This window comes from Pseudoalteromonas sp. NFXS39, assembly GCF_040148775.1.
Taxonomy (GTDB): Bacteria; Pseudomonadota; Gammaproteobacteria; order Enterobacterales; family Alteromonadaceae; genus Pseudoalteromonas; species Pseudoalteromonas apostichopi.
Window position 1 is genome coordinate 335,456 of record NZ_JAGDEC010000004.1, and the last position, 22,713, is coordinate 358,168.

Annotated in this window: 20 protein-coding genes and 7 tRNA genes; 10 read left to right on the forward strand and 17 right to left on the reverse strand. The window is 41.2% G+C overall.

All coding sequences use genetic code 11. The features are described 5' to 3' along the window. Positions 1-50 precede the first annotated feature (50 nt). From pabB to J3455_RS10060, 3 genes are all read left to right on the forward strand, one after another. The gene (gene pabB / locus J3455_RS10050; protein ID WP_349561645.1) at positions 51-1,394 is read left to right on the forward strand and encodes an aminodeoxychorismate synthase component I; all 1,344 of its coding nucleotides are present in this window, start codon (positions 51-53) and stop codon (positions 1,392-1,394) included. Between the two features lie 17 nt (positions 1,395-1,411). Continuing rightward, positions 1,412-1,990: an NUDIX hydrolase gene (locus tag J3455_RS10055; protein WP_349561646.1), complete on the forward strand. Its 579-nt coding sequence runs from the start codon at positions 1,412-1,414 to the stop codon at positions 1,988-1,990. A 101-nt stretch (positions 1,991-2,091) separates the two neighbouring features. Then, entirely contained in the window at positions 2,092-3,468 is a 1,377-nt protein-coding gene (locus tag J3455_RS10060) for an L-serine ammonia-lyase (RefSeq protein ID WP_130051204.1), read from the forward strand. A gap of 56 nt (positions 3,469-3,524) precedes the next feature. Here J3455_RS10060 and cysB read toward each other — a convergent pair whose 3' ends face one another. Further along, positions 3,525-4,502 (reverse strand): HTH-type transcriptional regulator CysB, encoded by a 978-nt coding sequence (gene cysB, locus J3455_RS10065; RefSeq protein WP_130051203.1) that lies wholly within the window; start codon positions 4,500-4,502, stop codon positions 3,525-3,527. 298 nt (positions 4,503-4,800) lie between these two features. Between cysB and J3455_RS10070 the strand changes: the two genes are divergently transcribed. Continuing rightward, positions 4,801-5,559, forward strand: coding sequence for a hypothetical protein (locus tag J3455_RS10070; RefSeq protein WP_130051202.1), 759 nt, complete (start codon positions 4,801-4,803; stop codon positions 5,557-5,559). 26 nt (positions 5,560-5,585) lie between these two features. Here J3455_RS10070 and J3455_RS10075 read toward each other — a convergent pair whose 3' ends face one another. Next, positions 5,586-6,878, reverse strand: coding sequence for an NCS2 family permease (locus J3455_RS10075; protein ID WP_349561648.1), 1,293 nt, complete (start codon positions 6,876-6,878; stop codon positions 5,586-5,588). 121 nt (positions 6,879-6,999) lie between these two features. Here J3455_RS10075 and J3455_RS10080 point away from each other — a divergent pair, with 121 nt between their 5' ends. Further along, a complete protein-coding gene (locus J3455_RS10080) occupies positions 7,000-7,464 on the forward strand; it encodes an SEL1-like repeat protein (protein WP_239977563.1) in 465 nt (154 codons plus the stop codon). Positions 7,465-7,487: 23 nt separating this feature from the next. Here the strand turns inward: J3455_RS10080 and J3455_RS10085 are convergent, their stop codons facing one another. The 10 genes from J3455_RS10085 to dnaQ all read right to left on the reverse strand — a co-directional run bounded on the left by J3455_RS10085 (position 7,488) and on the right by dnaQ (position 11,388). Beyond that, entirely contained in the window at positions 7,488-8,213 is a 726-nt protein-coding gene (locus J3455_RS10085; RefSeq protein WP_130051201.1) for a helix-turn-helix domain-containing protein, read from the reverse strand. Positions 8,214-8,442: 229 nt separating this feature from the next. Further along, positions 8,443-8,519, reverse strand: a tRNA-Asp gene (locus J3455_RS10090). 50 nt (positions 8,520-8,569) lie between these two features. Continuing rightward, positions 8,570-8,646: transfer RNA gene (locus J3455_RS10095), tRNA-Asp, on the reverse strand. A gap of 31 nt (positions 8,647-8,677) precedes the next feature. Further along, positions 8,678-8,754: transfer RNA gene (locus tag J3455_RS10100), tRNA-Asp, on the reverse strand. A 37-nt stretch (positions 8,755-8,791) separates the two neighbouring features. Beyond that, positions 8,792-8,868, reverse strand: a tRNA-Asp gene (locus tag J3455_RS10105). A gap of 29 nt (positions 8,869-8,897) precedes the next feature. Then, positions 8,898-8,974: transfer RNA gene (locus J3455_RS10110), tRNA-Asp, on the reverse strand. A gap of 41 nt (positions 8,975-9,015) precedes the next feature. Then, a tRNA-Asp gene (locus J3455_RS10115) sits at positions 9,016-9,092 on the reverse strand. 27 nt (positions 9,093-9,119) lie between these two features. Beyond that, a tRNA-Asp gene (locus J3455_RS10120) sits at positions 9,120-9,196 on the reverse strand. 98 nt (positions 9,197-9,294) lie between these two features. Continuing rightward, positions 9,295-10,668 carry a TIGR03503 family protein gene (locus J3455_RS10125; protein ID WP_178927157.1) on the reverse strand — a complete coding sequence of 458 codons (1,374 nt, stop codon included), beginning with the start codon at positions 10,666-10,668 and terminating at the stop codon, positions 9,295-9,297. A gap of 9 nt (positions 10,669-10,677) precedes the next feature. After that, positions 10,678-11,388 carry a DNA polymerase III subunit epsilon gene (dnaQ, locus tag J3455_RS10130; RefSeq protein ID WP_130051199.1) on the reverse strand — a complete coding sequence of 237 codons (711 nt, stop codon included), beginning with the start codon at positions 11,386-11,388 and terminating at the stop codon, positions 10,678-10,680. A gap of 68 nt (positions 11,389-11,456) precedes the next feature. Here dnaQ and rnhA point away from each other — a divergent pair, with 68 nt between their 5' ends. Further along, the gene (gene rnhA / locus J3455_RS10135; RefSeq protein WP_167659235.1) at positions 11,457-11,924 is read left to right on the forward strand and encodes a ribonuclease HI; all 468 of its coding nucleotides are present in this window, start codon (positions 11,457-11,459) and stop codon (positions 11,922-11,924) included. A gap of 89 nt (positions 11,925-12,013) precedes the next feature. Then, positions 12,014-12,877 carry an MBL fold metallo-hydrolase gene (locus tag J3455_RS10140; RefSeq protein WP_130051197.1) on the forward strand — a complete coding sequence of 288 codons (864 nt, stop codon included), beginning with the start codon at positions 12,014-12,016 and terminating at the stop codon, positions 12,875-12,877. Here the strand turns inward: J3455_RS10140 and J3455_RS10145 are convergent. Beyond that, the gene (locus J3455_RS10145; RefSeq protein WP_130051196.1) at positions 12,848-13,606 is read right to left on the reverse strand and encodes a class I SAM-dependent methyltransferase; all 759 of its coding nucleotides are present in this window, start codon (positions 13,604-13,606) and stop codon (positions 12,848-12,850) included. The genes J3455_RS10140 and J3455_RS10145 overlap by 30 nt on opposite strands. A gap of 53 nt (positions 13,607-13,659) precedes the next feature. On the opposite strand from J3455_RS10145, the gene gloB reads away from it, so the two are divergent. Next, a complete protein-coding gene (gene gloB, locus J3455_RS10150) occupies positions 13,660-14,433 on the forward strand; it encodes a hydroxyacylglutathione hydrolase (protein WP_130051195.1) in 774 nt (257 codons plus the stop codon). A gap of 147 nt (positions 14,434-14,580) precedes the next feature. After that, positions 14,581-16,167, forward strand: coding sequence for a LysM peptidoglycan-binding domain-containing protein (locus tag J3455_RS10155; protein ID WP_130051194.1), 1,587 nt, complete (start codon positions 14,581-14,583; stop codon positions 16,165-16,167). A 56-nt stretch (positions 16,168-16,223) separates the two neighbouring features. Here the strand turns inward: J3455_RS10155 and speB are convergent, their stop codons facing one another. The 4 genes from speB to J3455_RS10175 form a co-directional block, all read right to left on the reverse strand. After that, entirely contained in the window at positions 16,224-17,147 is a 924-nt protein-coding gene (gene speB, locus J3455_RS10160) for an agmatinase (protein WP_130051193.1), read from the reverse strand. Between the two features lie 3 nt (positions 17,148-17,150). Beyond that, on the reverse strand, positions 17,151-19,064 hold the full coding sequence (gene speA, locus J3455_RS10165) for a biosynthetic arginine decarboxylase (RefSeq protein ID WP_349561649.1): 1,914 nt from the start codon (positions 19,062-19,064) through the stop codon (positions 17,151-17,153). Positions 19,065-19,796: 732 nt separating this feature from the next. Continuing rightward, positions 19,797-20,258, reverse strand: a complete 462-nt coding sequence (locus J3455_RS10170) for a GNAT family N-acetyltransferase (RefSeq protein ID WP_105174581.1) — start codon at positions 20,256-20,258, stop codon at positions 19,797-19,799. A gap of 470 nt (positions 20,259-20,728) precedes the next feature. Then, positions 20,729-21,706 carry a transposase gene (locus J3455_RS10175; protein ID WP_349561650.1) on the reverse strand — a complete coding sequence of 326 codons (978 nt, stop codon included), beginning with the start codon at positions 21,704-21,706 and terminating at the stop codon, positions 20,729-20,731. A gap of 269 nt (positions 21,707-21,975) precedes the next feature. On the opposite strand from J3455_RS10175, the gene cysZ reads away from it, so the two are divergent. Next, positions 21,976-22,686 (forward strand): sulfate transporter CysZ, encoded by a 711-nt coding sequence (cysZ, locus tag J3455_RS10180; RefSeq protein ID WP_175580518.1) that lies wholly within the window; start codon positions 21,976-21,978, stop codon positions 22,684-22,686. Positions 22,687-22,713 lie beyond the last annotated feature (27 nt).

Here is a 22,713-nt window from a genome sequence, read left to right on the forward strand (position 1 = left end):
TTATGATACCCTCCTCGCCCGTTTCGGGCTAGTTATTCAGGGCAATGTAGATGATAAACGATGAAAATTTATGCATTAAATTAGAATTAAGCGGTGATTGCATCACGCTATTTACTCATTTCGCTCATTTGCCCCACGCCGTGTTACTTGATTCAGCTAATAGCGAGCATGTGAATAGCCGTTTCGATATCATTGCCATTGCGCCATTAAAGCAATTAGAGGTGCGCGACAATCAGTGCTTTGTAGATGGTAAATTACAATCAAGTGATTGCTTTAGTTTGATGAAATCTGGTCTTAGGGAGTTTAATCACACACCAAATTCAAAAAACCTACCTTTTACTGGTGGTTGGCTTGGTTATTTTGGTTATGATTTAGGTCGCGTGATTGAAAGCATGCCGACTACTGCCGAAAACGATATTAATATGCCGCAAATGGCAATAGGTCTTTATCCTGATGCCCTTATTTTTGATAAGCAACAACAAAGCTGGTTTTACGTCTGTCAGCCAAATCATAATCGCTTAGCACTCTATCAACAGCAGCTAAACGAAACACCAGAAAGTGCAGAGTTCGCTCTAACAAGTGACTGGCACTCAAATATGACCAAAGCCAGCTACAGCGAAAAGTTTGAACAAATTCAAGCTTATTTAAAAAGCGGTGATTGCTACCAAATCAACCTTGCTCAGCGATTTAAAGCTGAATTTTCGGGTTCAACATGGCAAGCCTATAAACAGTTGCGAGAAGCCAATAAAGCACCATTCTCAAGCTATATAAACCACCCTGATGGCGCTATTTTATCAATCTCGCCTGAGCGTTTTATTTCAGTTAATCAGGGCCAAATAGAAACCAAACCAATTAAAGGAACGCTTCCTCGTTTGGCCGACCATGAACAAGACCAAGCGCAAGCTTCTCGCTTACAACAATCTGAGAAAGACCGTGCGGAAAATGTCATGATTGTCGATCTTTTGCGTAATGATTTAGGAAAAGTTGCCCGTCCAGGTAGTGTCACCGTGCCGTCCTTATTTGCCATAGAGAGCTTTCCGGCAGTACATCACTTAGTAAGTACTGTGCGCGCAGAATTAGCGGATGGCAAAGATGCCGTTGACCAAATTCATGCTGCTTTCCCGGGTGGTTCAATTACCGGAGCACCGAAGATTCGCGCTATGGAAATCATAGAAGAGCTTGAACCGCATCGCCGTAGTGTGTACTGCGGCTCAATTGGCTACTTGAGTGCCTGTGGCAACATGGATACCAGTATAACAATTCGTACTTTAGTGTGTCATCAAGGTGCTATCTATTGCTGGGCTGGCGGCGGCATTGTGGCTGATTCAAAGGTCGACTTGGAGTACCAAGAAACTTACGATAAAGTAAATAAAATACTGCCTTTGTTAAAGTAAAAGTTGAAGTAACTACCTTGAATAGTCAGCAAATAATAGCTCGTTTTAGTTTAAGTAAAACCACACAGAGCCCTACCACCATTCGCTTTAATGCCGAAAAGCGCGCCAGTGCCGTGATGCTACCATTGCTTGATGTAAATGACGAAGCACATTTATTACTATGTAAACGACCAAGTTATCTGCTTCACCACCCGGGGGAAATTTGCTTACCAGGTGGTAAGTATGAAAAGCATGATGACTCTTTGATGCACACAGCCCTTCGAGAGCTCAATGAAGAGCTCAATATTGCGACACATCAAGTGACGGTTCACGGTAAATTACACCAATACGCGACCCTAACCGGTTTCACTATTGAGCCATTTGTTTGTGTCCTTAGCGAAGGCACAACATGGCAGGCAGATCCCAACGAAGTTGCTGCTAGCTTTTTACTGCCTTTATCTTATTTGAGTAATCAACAAAATTGGCAGCCCATGCCCTTTGAACGAAATGGTAAAATCATTATTTTACAAGGCTTAATGACCCCGCATGGTCTGCTTTGGGGGGCAACAGCCAGCATTATTAATAACTTTATCAAACAGCTCGCCCTACCAGTTTAATTATCCTGCTTTTAGGGTTACACAGACACGTTTAAACGTTATCATGTGGCACCGTTCAAAGGCAGGTAGTATGCCGTTAATAGAAAAATGAGTAGCAAATTATGATCAGTGCATTCGATATGTTTAGTATTGGTATTGGCCCATCGTCATCTCACACTGTTGGCCCAATGCGCGCTTCGCGTTTATTTGTAAACGAATTAGAAGAAAAAAACTTACTTGCAAACGTGACCGATATTAAAGTTGAGCTGTTTGGCTCATTAGGGCAGACAGGTATTGGCCACGGCTCTGGTAAAGCCGTAATATTAGGTCTTGCTGGTTATGATCCAGAAACCATTGATGCTGATTTAGTAGACGATATCCTCGCAAAAATCGAAAAAGAACAGGTTATTTATTTAAACCAAAGCCATAAAGCCAATTTCCCAAAGCAAGGGGCGATTGTATTCCACCGCCGTAAAACACTACCAAAACATTCAAATGCAATGGAAATCATTGCCAGCCAAAATGGCGAAAAATTATTTAGTAAGGTGTATTACTCAATCGGTGGTGGTTTTATCGTAAGCGATGATGAGTTCGAGAACGAAAAACAAAAAGCGCTCGAGATACGCGAAGAAAACCCAGCTCCTTACCCGTTTAATACTGCAAAAGAGCTATTAGATCTATGCCGTGAATCAGGTTTTAGTGTATCAACGCTTATGATGCACAACGAAAAAACTCTACGCAGCGAAAAAGACATTAAAGATGAGCTGTTTAATATTTGGCAAGTAATGAAAGCCTGTATCGAGCGAGGTATGCGTACAGAGGGTATCTTACCAGGTGGTTTAAAAGTAAAGCGCCGCGCACCAAGCTTACACCTTAAATTAAATATTGAGGTTAATAATGACCCATTGCGCGCAATGGACTGGGTTGATTTGTTTGCTCTTGCAGTAAATGAAGAAAATGCAGCAGGTGGCCGTGTTGTTACCGCACCAACCAATGGTGCTGCGGGTATCTTGCCAGCGGTATTAATGTATTATCACACTTTCATTAAAGAAGTAGACCGTGATATTGCAACACGTTATTTATTAACAGCTGCAGCAATTGGTATTTTATATAAAAAGAATGCTTCAATTTCGGGTGCTGAAGTAGGTTGCCAAGGTGAAGTGGGCGTTGCCTGTTCAATGGCCGCTGGTGCACTTACTGAAATAATGGGTGGTAATGTTGTGCAAGTTGAAAATGCCGCTGAAATCGGTATGGAGCACAACCTGGGTTTAACTTGTGACCCTGTTGGCGGTCTTGTGCAAGTTCCGTGTATTGAACGTAATGCGATGGGTTCAATTAAAGCAATTAACGCGTCACGTTTGGCAATGCGCGGTTCTGGCGAGCAAAAGGTTACGCTTGATAAGGTCATTAAAACCATGCTCGACACAGGAAATGATATGAAAACAAAATACAAAGAAACCGCGCGCGGTGGCTTAGCTGTTAATATCATCGAGTGTTAATTTATAGCACGTTTTGAGCACAATAAAAAAGCCGCTTTAACGCGGCTTCTTTATATCTATTTTACTGGTAATTCAATGTTTTCGAAGAGCTTATCAACATCTTCTTGATTACGTAATAAGCTTGCTTTTTCCACTAACTCTTTAGTTAAGTGTGGTGCAAAACGCTCAATAAAATCATACATGTAGCTGCGTAAAAAGCTGCCTTTTCTAAAACCAATTTTGGTAGTGCTCGCTTCAAATAAGTGGCTTGCATCAATACACACTAAATCAGAATCAGTTATTTGATCAATCGCCATAGACGCCACAACACCCACACCTAGCCCTAAACGGACATAGGTTTTGATTACATCAGCGTCGGTTGCAGTAAATACAATATGCGGCTCAAGCCCATGCGCATTGAAAGCTTTATCTAATTCAGAACGACCCGTAAAACCAAACACATAAGTAATAAGTGGGTATTTAGCCACATCGGCAACCGTTAAATTATCAGCCTTTTGCGCGAGCGGATGTGTTTTTGCCACAACAATACTGCGATTCCAGTGATAACAAGGCAACATGACTAAATCAGAATATAAATGCAATGCCTCAGTCGCAATGGCAAAGTCAGCATCGCCGCGTGCTGCAGCATCTGAAATTTGTTGCGGCGTACCTTGATGCATGTGCAGCGAAACAGCTGGGTACTTTTTCATAAAACCTTGAATAACATTCGGCAATGCATAACGAGCCTGAGTATGAGTAGTCGCAATATTAAGCTTACCTTGATCGGGTAAGGTATGCTCATTGGCAACCGCTTTAATACCTTCAACTTTCGACAGTATTTCCCGTGAGATATTAATAATTTCGTTACCTGCACTGGTTACATGGGTAAGGTGTTTACCACTGCGGCCAAAGATCTGTACACCGAGTTCGTCTTCAAGCATACGAACTTGTTTCGAGATCCCCGGTTGCGAGGTAAATAAACTTTCTGCTGTTGCGGATACATTCAGTTTATGATTTTGGACTTCGACTATATATCTGAGTTGTTGTAGTTTCATGGCTGCATTGTAGACGTTGTTATTGTTTATTTATAAAGGCTGTAAAGCGCAATGCCAAGCGATATTTCATCGCGCTATACATTTATATCGATTGTTTCTAAGGCTAACACATTAAATTACAGCTCGGTAGCGGTGTTTACTCGCAAAATATTCAATAAAGGTGCTAGTTTAAGGCTATACTCATTATAAAGTAGTAAGTGTAAGAAGTTTATTCGAGATAACTAACCGCAAAACTGTTCAGATCTAATCTTTTTAATGTAAGATAAAAAAATTAGATAGTTAAAACTGAGATTTAGTAATGATTGTTTCTATCATCATCATGCTCATTGTTGCATTAATTGTGATCGCACTATGGGTCAGTGCAGTGCAACAACATAAAGAAAAACAAGAAGCAGAGCGCCGTAAAGAGCTTACAAAACAGAAAAAAATCATTGAAGAAGCAGAGGATGTACTGCTTAACAGTGCCAATATCCCAATGTCTGAAAATATCCTACGTATTATTCAGCGTCGTATTTATGATGCTTTAGCAGGTATGGTAGAGCTCTCTCCAAGCTCAAAAGAATTGAAAAACAGATTAAAAGAATCAAAAGAACGTTTAGCCTCTCCAATCGAAGCTAATAATAGTGATGCATTAGCCCTACCAGATAACGACAAACAACTGATTGCCCTAATTCAAGGGATAAAGAAATTACGTGCCTTACTTCGCTCAGAGCATGGCAAAGGTAAAATAGATAGCCAAATATTTGTTGCTGAAGATAAACGTCTTGAAAAGTTACAACTGCGAATCAATGTAGAAAGCCAAATTAAGCGTGGTATCTCTGCCCGTTCAGCAAACATGGTGGGTTCTGCCAGACAGTATTTTGAAAAGGCACTTGCGACTCTCAGCGCAGTTAGCTATAGCGATGATTATGTTAATACCAAAAAGCAAGAAGTAGAGAATTATCTAGAAACGATTAGTTCTGAATTAAAAGCATCAAATGCAACGTCACTGAAGAAAAAAGCAGAACAAGAGCAAGACGATTTAGATGTATTATTCGCACCAAAGAAAAAGTGGTAAACCACTTTTTCTTTGCTTTGTGCTAATTAAGATAAAAACGCAAACTTAACAATAAACAGCGCTGTTAATACCCACACACTAATACTGATTTCATCTTTTTTACCACATACCAACTTCACCGCAGTATACGAAATAAAACCAAGTGCAATACCGTGTGCAATCGAGAAAGTGAGCGGTGTCATTAATAATACCACGCTGACAGGGATTGCATCTGTCATATCATCCCAATTTACCAGCTTTAAGTTTTGCATCATTAAAACAGCAACATACAAAATCGCACCCGCAGTTGCATAAGCTGGGATCATACTAGCAAGTGGCGCAAAGAACATCATTAACAAAAAACAAATGCCTACAACCACAGCAGTAAGACCTGTACGGCCGCCCACTGACACACCTGCTACTGATTCAATGTAAGACGTTGTTGTTGATGTACCAAGCATTGAGCCTGCAATGGTAGCTGTGCTGTCGGCACTTAATGCACGACCTAAATGAGGCATTTTACCTTGTTCATCAGCAAGACCTGCTTTTTGCGTTACAGCAACTAAAGTGCCTGAAGTATCAAACAAATCAACAAATAAGAACGCAAAAACCACTGTTAGCATTGAGATTTCGAATGCGGCTGCAAAGTCCAATTGCATAAAGGTTGGTGCAATTGAAGGCGGCATTGAAATAATTCCTTGATATTCCACAAGGTCTAAACCAAGCGCAATAGCCGTTACTAGTAAAATACTAATAAGCACGCCGCTTTTCATATCGCGATATAACAGCGCAGCAATAACAAAGAAGCTAAAAATCGCAAGTAGTGGACCTGGGGCTGTGATATCGCCTAACTGCACTAAGGTTGCAGGGCTTGCTACGATAATCCCAGCGTTTTTCAATGCAATAAGCGCTAAGAAAGCACCGATACCTGTGGCAATGGCACGCTTTAATACCAGTGGAATAGCATCAATGATCCACTCTCTCACCTTAAATAGGCTTAAGAATAAGAAAATACAGCCAGACATAAAAACTGCACCTAATGCAGCTTGCCAAGTGTAGCCCATGCCCAAAACAACACCATAAGTGAAGAAGGCGTTTAAGCCCATACCCGGAGCCAGTGCTAATGGGTAGTTTGCCCATAAACCCATGATAAAACAGCCAATTGCAGCAGCAATACAGGTTGCTACGAATGCCGCACCTTGATCCATTCCCGCTTCTGCTAGCATGGCAGGGTTAACAAATACAATGTAAACCATGGTAATGAATGTTGTGATGCCAGCAATAGTCTCGCGGCGCACAGAGGTGTTGTTTTCAGTGATTTTGAAAAGTCTTTCGAACATGTTGAACTTTAAGTTGAGATTAATTGGCTAATTTTATCATATTTTATCTCAATAAGAGGACATTTTGCCTTGCAATGTTCTAAACTAATAAGGTCTTTTAATTCAAGAAAATAACTAAACTATGTCTGATAATTCGCCAGTAGGCTTAGATTTAGAGCAACAGCTTGATAATGTACTTGCCTTTATTACCCAACCCGATAAAGGGTCGGTGCCAGATAAAAGTGCACAATCTGTTGAAAACGTGCTAAACAAAGCTTTGTATTATTTAAAAAATGAACAGCCTCCCCTTGCAGCCAAATGGATGCGCCTAGCTGCTATGGCGGGCAACCATAGAGCGCAATTTTATATGGGGCTGTTTTTCATCAAAGGGCAAGGTGTACCGCACAGTGTTTTTCATGGCGCGGTGTGGTTAAGTCTGGCAAGTAGCCAAGGTTATGAGCCTGCAACGGCAGCACTTGATGACCTTAGAAAGCACATTAGTACTCGCCGATTACATGATGCGCAAAGCTATGCAGCGACCTTATACGAACAAATCCACCAGCAACAGTTTGCTCATTTAATTCCTCGTGACCCTGACGCCAGCTAACACGCGTCAGGTTCTGCAACTCATTAATGCTGTCTTGTCAGTTTACTCTCAAATGTGATGAGACCTGCACCAACCACAAGCAATAAGATACCTAAAAACTCAAGCCACACATGGCCTTTATGCGGCTTGATAATAGGTGTTTTTGAAGTAAGGCTGTATAAGCGTCTGCTGTCTTGCTCGCCAGGCTCTACAAACGAGATGCCCTTATAGTCAGCTGAGATAATAAATTTAAAATCATGCCTGCTAATCATTTCTCGACGTTTTGCATCTATTTTCTCGCGGCTTTGTTCAACGAGTAGCGTTCGCCAATCATGAAAAATGCCATCTGGTTCATTATCTTTCACTTCACCGTATGATTTGTACTCATAGAACATTGTATTGAATAGCTTTTCTTGATGCCCTAAATAAAACATGGCACAGCCTAGCGCACTCAACAGTATGGCAACATATATCAATGAGCGCTGTTTAATGAATTGTTTATTACTTTGTCGCTTATACCAAGCTTCAATGTCAGGCACATTAATCAATCTCGCTTTATCTGCCGAGTGTTTTAATGGCTCCATAAAGTCACAAATTGTTAGGTTGAGCGCCGTTAGTATCGAACGAAATGTGTCATTTGAAGGCACTGATTTATCGTTCTCAAGTTTTGATAGGTAACTTTGCTCTATCCCTATTTGCTCAGCAAATTCTGGTTGGCTTAGTTTTAGCTCACAGCGATAGTGTTTTAGTTGTGTTCCGAATGTACTCATAACGCATTTCCTTTTGTTGTGAAGCCACTATTCTTTGCTATTCATGCAGATATAAGAAGCTGAATAAATAGGAATAATGAAGAATATTAGCAAGATAGGAAGAAATATACGAGATACGAGATACGAGATACGAGATACGAGATACGAGATACGAGATACGATGTCAGTATAAGAGAAAAGTACGCTGTAATGTAAAGATTTATCTAATCATTTGTTTGAGGAAAACAAATGGCGGAGTGGACGGGACTCGAACCCGCGACCCCCGGCGTGACAGGCCGGTATTCTAACCAACTGAACTACCACTCCGCAGTGGTATGTGCATGGGGTAATGCACTTAATTTGTTTATGATATCAAATGGCGGAGTGGACGGGACTCGAACCCGCGACCCCCGGCGTGACAGGCCGGTATTCTAACCAACTGAACTACCACTCCGCAGAGATATCATTGTTATTACTTAATTTGTTGGCGGAGTGGACGGGACTCGAACCCGCGACCCCCGGCGTGACAGGCCGGTATTCTAACCAACTGAACTACCACTCCGCGATACAAATTTTGTAATAAAATAGCGTTTAAATAGTGGCGGAGTGGACGGGACTCGAACCCGCGACCCCCGGCGTGACAGGCCGGTATTCTAACCAACTGAACTACCACTCCGCAGTATCTAATGCTATTTATTTTCCTATTGGCGGAGTGGACGGGACTCGAACCCGCGACCCCCGGCGTGACAGGCCGGTATTCTAACCAACTGAACTACCACTCCGCAAAGGAAAATGTTTTACAACCATAAGTTGTGCAAGTAATTGGCGGAGTGGACGGGACTCGAACCCGCGACCCCCGGCGTGACAGGCCGGTATTCTAACCAACTGAACTACCACTCCAGCGCATACTTACAAATTGTCGAAAATTGGCGGAGTGGACGGGACTCGAACCCGCGACCCCCGGCGTGACAGGCCGGTATTCTAACCAACTGAACTACCACTCCACATTTTCGTTGCTGACTGAGTCTCCCCTGACAGCGGCGTGAATAATACGAATCACCCTCTGGTTCGTCAAGGGGTTTTTTGTATTTTTACAGGTTTTTTAGTCATCTGACATCGAAAGGTTTAAAATTTCACCTGATTTGTCATTTTTTGAGCCGTTTTTGCCAACTTCATTTTCATTCGTTGCTTGCTCATCATTTTCGGTTTGATTTTTTTTCTTTAAAAACGGTAACGAAAATTTAAATTTAAGCGGTTTCTTTTGAACAAAAATTCTAATTGCTAGCCAACCCAATAAAAGTACGGTTAAATTTCCAACAACAATTAAGGTCACCATGAGCATGGTGGATGTTTTTTGTTCTTCTTCAAGAATTCGTTGTTGCTCCGCTTGCGCTTCTAAATCAATTTCAGGGCGAACAATTTCTGGTACAGCTTCAATTGGGCGCTCTATTTCAAATTTATAAGTAGGTAAAGTAGCCATAAATTCACGGTCATTTATATTGCTACCAAATACAGAAAGCTCGACACTGTATCGACCCCAATCATAATTTTTAATGGCAAGCTCACGTGTTTGCGATTTATCAGCATCTAAAGAGAACATTTGCTCTTCATTATTGGGGTAATATATTTTTCCTTGAATAAGCACTGTTTCTGGTTTGACGATTTCAGGATTTAAGGTGATCGTTAAAATGTGATCATCTTCATCTTGCTCAGCAAGTGCTATTTCGTAAGCAAAAGGCGGTTCGTGCACGACAATGGGTTTTTGTACCACGGTACGCTTTAATATAGGGGTTTCTATATAAAGCTCGGGTTGCCACTCCCCGGCTGGGAATATCAGCTTAAATTCACCGGTAAACACACCATCAAGAGGACGCTCATCAAAGCCACGCCCATCATCTCTAAAATCGGTAACACTTTGCGTACCTGCACCAAAGTTTGCAAAATCACTATTATTCGTGCTGACAAAATCAACGTGTAGACTTATTACATCACGAAACTGGCCAACTTCTATAGGCTCACCGTCATTTAATACGCGGCCAGTCAGTTTGACTGTTTCTCCACGAAACAGCATAGGCGGGAGTGGATCAACATTTAGCTCAATTTCACCCAGCACCATTATACGGCTATCTGGCAAAATGCTGCCGACTACTTGCCAGGGACCAGGCATTGGGTTGCTGATGGTGATCAAGTCATAGCTCAATTCATCATGCCAGTCGAGGTCATCATTTTTTACTGAGTCAGTAGCATAGTACTTAGTACCATCAGGGCGAACTAAAACAACGGCAGGCGCACCGCGCTTACGAAAGAAGAGTAAAGTAACTTTATCGATTTTATGGTCAATACGAAAACGGTTTTCTAGCAGGGGAATTTCATTTTGCACCCCATCACGTTCTAATGGGGTTATTTTATCTTGCTCGTTGGCAAATCCCGTTAAGGGAATTAAACACACTAATCCTGCTAGTAGTTGTTTTCTCATTTTATTACCCTATTCTGCACGCCATAAGCATTGACCACCTTTAGCGACCAAGTCTAAACGCTCTTCATGAGCGGCGTGCTCTTGTTCTGTTGCTCTTAATACGACAAGCGGTGCTCTATCAGCACTAAGTCGGCGAATACCACCAGCTTGTTGTGTTGAGCTTTCATCTTTATTTTGATTAAGATTCAGCTTTACTTGTCCACCCGTCATAGAAAGGTAAACATCTGCTAGAATTTCGGAATCCAGCAGTGCGCCGTGTAAGGTACGCTTTGAGTTATCAATATCGTAACGACGACAAAGTGCATCAAGGTTATTCTTTTGACCTGGATGCAAGTCACGCGCCATTTTCAAAGTATCAAGTACACTACATACATCGGCAGTATTCGGAAAACCTTGATTTAACAATGCAAATTCATTGTCCATGTGACCGATATCGAACGCAGCGTTGTGGATTACAAGCTCAGCGCCGCGAATATATTCTAAAAATTCATGAGCAATCTGGTGGTATAAAGGCTTATCACGCAAAAATTCATTGGTTATACCGTGAACGTCTATCGCTTCTTCTTCTATTTCACGCTGTGGATTGATATACACATGAAAGTTGTTGCCAGTAAGGCGGCGATTAACAAGTTCAACACAACCGATTTCAATAATGCGGTGGCCTTGCTTTGGGTCAATACCCGTGGTTTCTGTATCTAAAACTATTTGTCTATGTGCCATATCGTCTTAAGCCTGACTCTGGTATCTTTCTATCATCACTTTATTGTACACAATATCAAGGTAAAACAGTGCAGAAAACCGTAGAGATTTACACCGATGGATCATGTTTAGGTAATCCAGGGCCTGGAGGTTATGGCATCGTGATGCGATACAACGGCCACGAGAAGCAATTAAGTCAAGGTTATACCCTAACAACAAATAATCGGATGGAAATGCTCGCAGCTATCGTTGCACTAGAAACCCTCACCCGCTCTTGTCACGTCATTCTCACCACCGATAGCCAATATGTGAAACAAGGGATTGAGTCATGGGTCGAAAATTGGAAAAAACGCGGCTGGAAAACAGCAGCAAAAAAGCCAGTCAAGAATGTCGATTTATGGAAACGACTTGATGCAGCATGCCAACAGCATGACGTAGAATGGCGCTGGGTAAAGGGCCATAGCGGCAATAAATATAATGAAATTGTTGACGATCTTGCTCGCGAAGCTGCTGGCAGCGATAAATTACTTGAAGACACAGGTTACGACGGTAATTAAGGTGCCTTGAAATAAACTTGGCGCAGGCCGTTTTATATTTTTGTTATATGTTATAAGATTTGGCTATAAAGAATTATAAAGGACTCATTATGGCTCTGCGCATTCACTCTTTTTATCATCAACAAAGCGCCACTCTCTGTTATTTAGTTAGTTGTGAAAGCACTAAAGATTGCTTGCTGATTGATGCACCCGCTGATTTTGATATGCCAAGTGGTGAGTTAAGTTTTACAACAGCCAATGAGATCATCAGCTACATAAAGACTGAGCAGCTCACATTACAATGGCTACTTGAGACCCATGCACATGCTGACCATATCACCGCAGCAAGTTATATAAAGCAACAATTACAAAACACACATCCCTGTAAGCTTGGTACAGGCGAAGGGATCACACACGTTCAAAAACACTTTAGCCAACTTTATAATCTAGATATGCCATGTAATGGTGAACCGTTTGATGCTTTATTTGCTAATAAAGCACAATTTCAGTTAGGTGATTACACGGTTGATGTGATTGCCACACCGGGCCACACTCCTGATAGTGTGTGTTACCACATTGATGGCAATGTATTTGTAGGTGACACCTTCTTTATGCCAGACAGCGGCACAGCCCGCTGTGACTTCCCTGGCGGTAGTGCAGCCGAGTTATATGATTCACTACAACGTATTTTAGCTTTACCTGACGACACGGTACTTTGGATGTGTCATGACTACCAACCAGATGGCCGCCCTCTCGCGAACAAAACCACAGTGAAAGAGCAGCGTGAGCAAAACATTCATTTAAAAGGCGATAAACAAAGCTTTATTGCAACTCGGGAAGACCGCGATGCAACCTTAGCTGTACCAAAGCTGCTGCACCCTTCTATTCAATTAAATATTCGTGCAGGCCAATACCCAAGCAAAACGGATACTCACCAACACTATTTAGCTATCCCGCTCACAGTGCTGCTTTGATGTTTGTCTAAGCCCAGCTCCTTTTACCGGCGAAAATTGCGGCCTTGCATGCCATTTAGGTTTAATTGGTGTAAGCGGGGCCACACGTTTTCGAGCCACCAGCATATAAACACTCCCCATTGGCTTTAAATATTGTTGACCAAAACTACGCCAAGCAGCAAAGCGTGATAAACGGCTCCCTCTTGCAAGCGATGAATGGATAAATCGCTCATCCGAAATAATCTCAAAACCCAATAGATTCAGCCAATCTTTTACTCGCGACGGTGTAAAAAAGCGCCCTGTCCAAGGAAGCTTTTGGCGACTAAAAGGTAAAAGCTGCGCCAATCCACACAAGCTAAACGGGTTAAAGCCCGTGATCACCAGATAGCCACCGGGAATTAAAGTACGGTGTGCTTCGCGTAAGATGTGGTGCGGATCAGAATGATATTCTAAGCAATGCGATAAAATACATGCATCAACACTGTGCTCATAAAAAGGCAGTTCGTCTACATCCGCAATTACACCGGTAAATAACCCCTGCTCTGCTACACAAACTTGATGCTTAATAGGACTTTCACTGGTTGCCAGCTCACCACTTAAATTACCAAGTTTGAGCATGTGATAGCCAAACATGCGTGGCAGCCATGGCGTTAGCTTACGTTCAATTTCAGCACGTAAATAGTCACCATGAGGGAACTGCTGCCAAGAGTATGGCTTAGGACCTTCTTGAAAACTAAGGGCTGGTTTCATTTTCTGAGCTCGTTATACTGTGTGTTAACTGTCACTTTATAGAGCAATTAAACATGGTGCAAGTTAAAGCAATTAAAGCCTTTTCTGATAATTACATTTGGTGCATCAGCAATGAGGCTGAGCAAACTGCATGGGTTGTAGACCCAGGTCAAGCAGAACCTGTTTTAAACTACCTAAACGAGCAAAACTTAACACTTTGCGGTATTTTGATTACCCATCACCACTATGACCATACCGATGGCGTTGCTGCACTGGTTAAGGCATTTCGTGATATTCCGGTTTATGGGCCAAGACACAGCCCTTTTAAAGGCATTACTCATGGCGTATCAGAAGCGGATAAAGTCACTGTGTATGATTACACTTTTACCGTGCTTGCGACACCCGGTCATACCCTAGACCATGTTTGTTACATTAATGACGAATTAAGTTTTACTGGCGACACCTTATTTAGTGCTGGCTGCGGACGATTATTTGAAGGCAGTGCTGAGCAAATGTGGCACTCACTATGTAAATTAAGAGCCCTGCCAGATGAGTGTAAAATCTATTGCACTCATGAATACACGCAAGCCAACTTAGCCTTTGCAAAAGCCGTTGAACCAAATAATGAATACCTACTCAACTACAGTGATAAAGTAGATATGCTGCGCGCCAACGGCGAAATAAGCTTGCCAACTCAGTTAGGCGTTGAAAAACAAATAAATCCATTTTTGCGTAGCAACGTAGCAACTATCACCGATGAGCTGCCTGATGAGCTAAAAATTAATTTGGATCTGAATGAACCTTGGCAACGCTTTTCAGGTCTCAGAGCTTGGAAAGATAACTTTTAAATAAACGTAAACGCCAGTGTTTACAATTTTGTATATTTAGATCAGCATCTTGCAATAATAAGCTGACATAAACTGGTCATAAAGTGGCAATATGTTCTCAGAGCAGGTAATATTCGCCGAGTTTTTTTACCTGATGTATGGGTATATATGTATAAGTCTCCTTTAGTTTTATCACTTGCGCTGATTTTAAGTGGCTGTCAATTAACAGCCTCTGACTCAGCAAGTACAGATGTTGCGAACAATAATGTTGAGCAACAATTAGACGGCGCAAGTCCGAGCGACATCAATGATGCATTGATGATCAACGCTCAGTATCAACAATTAACCGATATTGATGAGCCGCCTCCTGTATTTGATGATGTATGGGAACGTATTCGCTACCAGCTTTCGATTGATGTGCCACAAAACCGCCCTGTTGTTGCTGAGCGTAACTATTATGCGCGTCATCAGGCCTATTTAGATCGTATCTCGAAGCGAGCTGAGCCATACCTATACTTCATTGTTGAAGAAGTCGAAAAACGTCAAATGCCAATCGAAATTGCCCTTTTACCCATTGTAGAAAGTGCATTTGACCCATTTGGCTATTCGCACCGCAGTGCTTCAGGTATCTGGCAATTTATGCCACAGACCGGTGAGCGTTTCGATTTAAAACAAAACTGGTGGTATGACGGTCGTCGTGACATTGTGCAATCGACCCGTGCAGCCCTTGATTACTTATCATATTTACACAAAACCTTAGAAGGCGATTGGCTAAATGCCATTGCGGCCTATAACTCAGGTGAAGGTCGTTTACTTCGCGCCATTAAAAAGAACCGTAAAAAGCATTTACCAACGGATTTTTGGTCACTTGATTTACCAAAAGAAACCACTTCGTACGTACCAAAGCTGTTAGCGCTGTCTGATCTAGTAAAACGCAGTGACGAGTTTGGTGTGAAGTGGCAGCCAATTATTAATGCTCAAGTAGTTGAAGCGGTTAATGTAGGAAGCCAAATCGACTTGGCACTCGCTGCTGATATGGCAGATATTAGCTTAACTGAACTTTATCGTTTGAACCCTGGTTTTAATCGCTGGGCGACTGATCCAAATGGACCGCACTTTTTATTATTACCGTCAGATAAAGTTGAATCGTTTTCTGAGAGACTAGCAAAAACAGAGCAAAAAGACCGACTGCGCTGGCAGCAATATGTGGTTGCACGTGGTGACAGCTTATCTGTGATTGCGAAGAAGTTTTCTACAAGTACAAATGCCATTAAAACGCTGAATAAACTTTCATCGAATACTATTCGTGTTGGTCAGCAATTACTTGTGCCACTAAGTGATGGTGAGATAAATAGCCAGCATTTACCAAAATCAGTACGTATGGCAGCGAATAAAGCAACACGTAAAAAGCTAAGCCATAAAGTCGCCAGTGGCGATACACTTTGGGATATCAGCCGTGAGTACGATGTGACTATTGCAGAACTAGCAACATGGAATAAGCTGAAAAAAAATTCAGTGCTTCGTGTTGGTCAAAAGCTAACTGTATATAAGGAAGAAAAGTCACAACTTGCTGCGACACAAACCAAAGAGCGAACAATTACCTATAAAGTTCGTCGTGGTGACTCGTTAGCGCGAATTGCCGCTAAGTTTAATGTTTCTGTGCAAGATATTATCAAATGGAACTCATTAGCTGGACAAAAATACATTCAGCCTGGGCAAAAGCTTAAGTTAAAAGTTGATGTACGAAGCGCATAACGGCTTCATTTTATATTAAAAAAAGAGCGCCTTTAGGCGCTCTTTGTCTCTCTCACTTAGTATTTATGCTTTAAAGCCCATAAGTGTAATAACTCATTGGCAATGGTCGCTGCGGCAATCGCGGTTAATTCACTTTGATCATATGATGGCGATACTTCAACCACATCCATACCGACCATATTAATGCCCTTCAATGCACGAAGCACCTTAAGCACTTTATCGCTTGTTAAGCCACCACACACAGGTGTGCCTGTCCCTGGAGCGAATGCAGGGTCAAGGCAGTCAATATCAAAGGTTAGATACACAGGTAAGTCACCCACGCGTGCTTTGATTTGCTCAGCGATATCTTGTGCAGGTAAATCATTGGCAGCCATTGCATCAATCACCGCAAACTCATGTTTGCTCTGATCAAAGTCAGTACGAATACCAATTTGAATACTGTGTTCAACATCAATGAGTCCTTCCATCGGCGCATGATAAAACATGGTACCGTGATCATAACGTGAGCCATTGCTGTAAGTATCTGTGTGAGCATCAAAATGAACTAATGCCATCTTACCGTATTGCTTAGCATGGGCGCGCAGTAAAGGCAAAGTCACAAAATGGTCGCCACCTAAGCCTAATAATGTTTTACCTTGACGAAGAATTTGCTCAGCCGCTAATTCTAATTGCGCTGTAAAATATTCTGGGTCACCTACTGGGTAGGTAAAATCACCAGCATCAGCTAATTTTAAACGCTCAAACAACGGGAACGTCCACGGGTACTTAATTTCTTCCCACGCAAGGTGCACAGAGGCACGACGAATTGCATCAGGGCCTAAACGTGCACCTGGGCGACCCGAGGTCGCCAGGTCAAATGGTAAACCTAGCACCACTACATCGGCATCGATTGCAGTGATGTTTTGCACCATCGGCTGACGTAGAAACGTCATGCCGTTTGAATATAACGAATGATCTGTGTGGTCAAACAATGTCGACATTGCTTATAACTCTTCTAAATAAGTGTAACCATTTAAGCCAGTTTGCAGCTCATCTAATACGCTTTGCTGCTCTGATTCTGGTAATTTTGCCGCTACCAGCTGGGCGTAAGATTGCTGAAAACCTTCTACATCTAAATGTACATAACGCATCATGTCAGCAACGGTATCACCCTCGTTAACTTCAGTGATTTTCGCCTGACCCTGCTCGTCCATTTTTATAATTGCACTGTGCGTGTCACCAAATAAATTATGCATATCACCTAAAATCTCTTGGTAAGCACCCACTAAGAAAAAGCCCATTAAATAAGGTTTTTCTTCGCTAAATGCTGGTACCGGCAAGGTGCTTTCAATACCTTGACCATCGACATAGTGCTCCATAGCACCATCTGAGTCGCAGGTAATATCAAGTAACACTGCACGCTTTTGTGGTGCCTCTGTTAAACCACTTAAAGGCAAAACAGGAAACACTTGGTCAATACCCCATGCATCCGGTAATGACTGGAACAATGAAAAGTTCACAAAAAACTTATCTGCTAAACGCGCATTTAATTCATCAATAATCGGACGATGAAAACGGTTTTTGTTATCCATATGTTTGTTAAGTTCATAACATACACGTAAGTTAACTTGCTCCGCCCATGCTCGCTCTGTTAAATCTAATAAGCCAAGTGCAAATTGATTATGTGCTTCGGCTAAATCACCTTGGCTATCATGATAAATTTCAATTAATGCACGGTCGTCATTGTCATCACTTAACTGCTGCCATGATGTCCACATGTTTTTTAATAATAGTGGTGCATCAGCGGCTGGCGCTTGAATGTCTTCTGGTACATAGCTTTCGGTACCAATAACATTCGAAATCAATACAGCATGGTGCGCTGTTAACGCACGACCTGATTCAGAAATAATGCGCGGCATTGGTTGCTCATATAACTTACAGGTATCACCAATGGTGTATACAATGTTATTAGCATATTCACTTAAGCTGTAGTTCATTGAGTTATGAGACTGGCTACGTGTACCGTCATAATCTACCGCTAAACCGCCACCTACATCTAAACAATCAATTTGTGCACCTAATTTGCGTAACTCACAGTAAAAACGCGCAGCTTCACTCACACCTAAGCGAACATCGCGGATGTTTGCCATTTGCGAGCCAAGGTGAAAGTGTACAAGTTGGATCAGATCAAGTTGATCAGATGCTTTTAAACGATTAACCACACTGAGTACTTGCGATGCCGACAAACCAAATTTTGATTTTTCGCCACCACTTGCTTGCCACTTGCCCTTACCTTGCGACGCTAAACGTACACGAATACCAATGCGTGGCTTTACGTTTAACTCTTTTGCTTGGCTAAGCACCATGTCTAGCTCAGACAGTTTTTCAAGAACAATGTAAACCTTGTGACCTAGCTTCTCGCCAATCAGTGCTAAACGAATGTATTCTTGGTCTTTATAGCCATTACATACAATTACAGCACTGGTTTTTTCAGCCATGGCTAAAACCGTTAATAGCTCAGGTTTACTGCCCGCTTCTAGACCCAATTGCTTCTTTTTAATATCAGCTTGGCTTGCAACTATTTCTTCAACAACTTCGCGTTGTTGGTTTACTTTAATTGGATAAACAAGCAAATAGTCTTTCGGATAACCATAATTTTCAATCGCCGTGTTAAATGCCTGACATAAGCTATGTACACGATGATGTAAAATTTGTGGAAAACGAACCAACGCAGGCAAGCTTAAGCCTTTGTCTTGTAATTGCTGTGCGATATCGATTAGTGCAATGGTTTGCTCTGGGGCATGGGCCTTTGGCGCAACATACACATCACCTTGATCATTAATACCAAAGAAACCTTGGCTCCAATGACGAACATTGTAACTCGTGCGAGCTTGTTCTAGTGATGTTGTCTCTTTCATCTATCTTTCTCTTTTATTTTAGTAATGCCAAAAACGGCAAGGGTTGTTGCCGCGCATTAAAAGAAAAATAGTGATTCAAGTCCAACAAGAATTTTTACTCGTAACGAGTGATTTTTAATGTGAAAAACGAATCGATAATTCCCTACCCATACTCAAAATTATTTAAGGACAGGCACTGTAAACAAGAATACATATTTGTGGACTGTTTTTCATTTTAGAGTATTTTAGAGGACAGGCACTACTTTTGTGATTTCATCTGCTTTTGTTGAGTTCGATCCCAAGCGCCTCCATGCCTCATATTGCTCGTTATCATGCCACGTAATACCGATGTACTCTTGCCAATTTTCAAAGTCCTTTGTCCGAAACTTTTCAACCCCACACCCTCCTGCACCAAAAGATGTGCGGCAAATTTTTACAGTAAGATAAGTACCATCAAAATTAAGCTGTGATTGTTTATCAGTGCAAACACTTAAAGGCCGATAAGGAAATGTAAGAATAACTTTTGATTCTATAGTGCCATTATGATTGAAGACACCAGTTAGGGAGTGACATGAGTTTAAGTAGAACTGGGTGGTATCAATAGTAAAGTCGGGTTGCTTACTCTTAGAAGTAATAGATACTTGTGACTTATCACCACAGGCAGTAATCAAAAAAATCGTAACAAAACATATGAATTGTAAGGAATATTTATAAATTAGGATAACCTCAATAAAACATGGCTTAATACCTAACTTACTGGTTAAGCCCTAACTCCATAAATAAACTTTGTGGATTTTCGCTATAGTTACCAAACGGACCACAACGATTGAAGCCTAAGTTTTCATATAGGCTAATGGATTCTGTTTGTTTAGGGCCTGTTTCTAATCGAATAAGCGGAATTTGCTGCTCACCTGCGTGATGCAAGAGTATTTGCATAATTCGACGTGATAAACCTTTACCACGGTAACTTGGTTTTACATATAGGCGGCGGATCTCACCATATGGAGGATTACCTTCTTGCATCACGATTGCACCACAAGCAACGATACCATCTTCATTTTTCAAGCCAATGGCATAAACATTAGGTTCAGCAAGTTCTTCAACACTTAAGGATTGAGCGGTGGCAACAGGATATAATGAGTTTATGAGTCGGTCTATATCAGAAAACACGTGTACTACTTCAGGATCATGTGGATTTAAATCGACTAACTGCATAAAACTCCCATTTTTATATGTCGTTTTTGTTAATGATGTTAACAATGATATCGGATATTAGTTTAATCCTCTACTGTTGTTTTCAATATTCATTTTTATAGGTACTGTTCAGACCGCCATACTATCGCTTAGTTCAACAGTATGTAACTGAAAAAACGCCCAGTTGATAAAAATTAAAGTCCAACCTACACCGCTCAATTAAAGATTAATGATTTTTACTGAAAACTTTAAGAAGACAGTCACTTTAGTTTTTAATTTAACTAAAATGGACAGGCACTTAAAAATAAAAACCTTAGACTTAGGTTAAAACTCCTCTCAATCTCTCTAAACTTGACCTTGCAAAGCCCGCTTAACTATAAAGGTCTTTCTTTTCCTTTAATCTTAAAACTGATTTTGATTAATTTGAGAAACGCTAGCCATTTCAAAGTAATGGTTTTAAAAAATAATATTACAAAAATCACATAAAAGAATTAGCTAGCTAACAGTAATAGACTATTAGTCCTGTTACTTCGCCGCTTTCGAGCAGTTTTACTACAGTAGTTTTCAATAGCTTGTATTCGACCTACAGCACCGTGAAATAAATGTTCAAACTGTGTTGTTAATGTTAGCCAATTTGTTGGCTCGAGATTAAGCCTCTCAAGGATAGGAGGTAAATGATGATCTATATATCCGCGTTTATCCGTGCTAATACAACGCCCTGTCTGTTCTACAAGTAACAGGTATGACTTTAACTCAAAAGGTATTCCCTTTGATTTATTCTTGTTCATACCACCAACAAAACGAGCTAGTAGCTTAGGTTGTTTTGAATTCTTCGCACTTTGGCTTCGCTTTTTAAAACTTGTATAGTTAGATTGCTCTGGGGTCCTCGCAACCTCTGCACGAACAGGGTTTAAATCAACATAGGCCATGCACGCTAAAAGAGCAGATTCATCAAGTAGTGCTTGGCTCTTGAAGCGCCCTTCCCAAAAATGCCCGGTACATTCGTCTTCTTTATTTGCACGCCTGGCAATATACTCATTAAGCATTCGCATGAACCAACTAATACTAGAAAGGCGCGCTCTGTATTCTACAACCTCTTTATTTAAAAAGGCCTGTTGAACGTCACTCAATTGCTCACCACGGAGGAAGTTTTGACCTAAAGGCGTCATTTTACTGAGCTTATTCCAGCGTAGAAGAACGGCCTTGTCGCTTAACCTATTTGCTTTTTTATCATCTACATAAAGCACAATATGAGTATGATTACTCATCACGGCATAAGCACACACATCAATACAAAATACCTTCGCAAGAACAAGCAGACGATCTTCAACCCACCCTCGGCGATGTTCATATGATTTACCTGTGAGAGTGTCTTCTCCGCAAAGGTAGGCGCGTCTAACGCATCGGGATACACAGTGATAGTATTTAGTATTCGACAAACAGATTTGCCGCTTCCTTGCTAAAGCCATCGTCCACTCCTTGAACCGATAATTTAAAATGCATTAGCTGTAACTAAAGTGTAGACAAAAACTCTTGCGCTGCAAGAACAGTTAAGTGTAATGACTGTCTATTTAAATTTCTTCCTTTGGAATACAGCTGAGAGCTAGGCTTAAAGTGACTGTCCATGTAAAGAGTTAAACACTTTGTTACGGAAAAAAGCTGTTCAAATATCGTTAAAACCATATACTGCAAACAACAAGAAAAAAGATGAGGTTTTCTCGTGCAGTTCACTCAAGGTATGGAATACTTCTTTTCTGGCTTTAAGTTAATTAGCCAAAAGGGGTTGAAACGTTTTGTACTTATTCCTTTAACAATCAATATCCTGCTTTTTGGTAGTTCGCTGTTCTTTTTGTACGGTTGGCTCACTGATGGCTTTGCTTACATGAACTCGTTATTACCAGAATGGCTTAGCTGGCTCGAATGGCTAATGTGGCCGATTGCCGTGCTGGTGATTTTATTTAGTTACAGCATGCTCTTCACGGTTATTACGAATTTTATAGCAGCCCCATTTAACGGCCTGCTCAGTGAAAAAGTTGAGCTTTACTTAACTGGGCAAAAAATTAATGATGATAGCCTTTTCGATACAATGAAAGATGTGCCACGCATGCTAGGACGAGAGTGGACAAAACTTTGCTATTACCTACCACGCGCTATTGGCTTTTTTATTTTATTGTGGATTTTACCTGTGATCGGGCAAGTTTTATGGGTGCTTTTCACCTGTTGGATGTATGCCGTTCAATATGAAGACTACGCTTTCGATAACCATAAAATTAGCTTTAACGAAATGAAAGGTGACTTAAAGCAAAAGCAAACCTTGTCCTATGGTTTTGGTTTAGCTGTAATGATTTTAACTGCAATCCCAATTGTTAACTTAATTGTCATGCCTGTTGCAGTATGTGGAGGCACACGTTTATGGGTCGATAATTACCGAAGTAAATATCGAACTTAAATTAGATGTTTAATCGTCTAATTAAAA

Excerpts from the sequence above, each read along its gene's own strand:
- pabB (WP_349561645.1), top strand. The coding sequence starts at position 51 with ATGATAAACGATGAAAATTTATGCATTAAATTAGAATTAAGCGGTGAT.
- J3455_RS10060 (WP_130051204.1), top strand. The coding sequence starts at position 2,092 with ATGATCAGTGCATTCGATATGTTTAGTATTGGTATTGGCCCATCGTCA.
- cysB (WP_130051203.1), bottom strand. The coding sequence starts at position 4,502 with ATGAAACTACAACAACTCAGATATATAGTCGAAGTCCAAAATCATAAA.
- J3455_RS10070 (WP_130051202.1), top strand. The coding sequence starts at position 4,801 with ATGATTGTTTCTATCATCATCATGCTCATTGTTGCATTAATTGTGATC.
- J3455_RS10075 (WP_349561648.1), bottom strand. The coding sequence starts at position 6,878 with ATGTTCGAAAGACTTTTCAAAATCACTGAAAACAACACCTCTGTGCGC.
- J3455_RS10080 (WP_239977563.1), top strand. The coding sequence starts at position 7,000 with ATGTCTGATAATTCGCCAGTAGGCTTAGATTTAGAGCAACAGCTTGAT.
- J3455_RS10085 (WP_130051201.1), bottom strand. The coding sequence starts at position 8,213 with ATGAGTACATTCGGAACACAACTAAAACACTATCGCTGTGAGCTAAAA.
- J3455_RS10125 (WP_178927157.1), bottom strand. The coding sequence starts at position 10,668 with ATGAGAAAACAACTACTAGCAGGATTAGTGTGTTTAATTCCCTTAACG.
- dnaQ (WP_130051199.1), bottom strand. The coding sequence starts at position 11,388 with ATGGCACATAGACAAATAGTTTTAGATACAGAAACCACGGGTATTGAC.
- J3455_RS10140 (WP_130051197.1), top strand. The coding sequence starts at position 12,014 with ATGGCTCTGCGCATTCACTCTTTTTATCATCAACAAAGCGCCACTCTC.
- J3455_RS10145 (WP_130051196.1), bottom strand. The coding sequence starts at position 13,606 with ATGAAACCAGCCCTTAGTTTTCAAGAAGGTCCTAAGCCATACTCTTGG.
- gloB (WP_130051195.1), top strand. The coding sequence starts at position 13,660 with ATGGTGCAAGTTAAAGCAATTAAAGCCTTTTCTGATAATTACATTTGG.
- J3455_RS10155 (WP_130051194.1), top strand. The coding sequence starts at position 14,581 with ATGTATAAGTCTCCTTTAGTTTTATCACTTGCGCTGATTTTAAGTGGC.
- speB (WP_130051193.1), bottom strand. The coding sequence starts at position 17,147 with ATGTCGACATTGTTTGACCACACAGATCATTCGTTATATTCAAACGGC.
- speA (WP_349561649.1), bottom strand. The coding sequence starts at position 19,064 with ATGAAAGAGACAACATCACTAGAACAAGCTCGCACGAGTTACAATGTT.
- J3455_RS10170 (WP_105174581.1), bottom strand. The coding sequence starts at position 20,258 with ATGCAGTTAGTCGATTTAAATCCACATGATCCTGAAGTAGTACACGTG.
- J3455_RS10175 (WP_349561650.1), bottom strand. The coding sequence starts at position 21,706 with ATGGCTTTAGCAAGGAAGCGGCAAATCTGTTTGTCGAATACTAAATAC.
- cysZ (WP_175580518.1), top strand. The coding sequence starts at position 21,976 with ATGGAATACTTCTTTTCTGGCTTTAAGTTAATTAGCCAAAAGGGGTTG.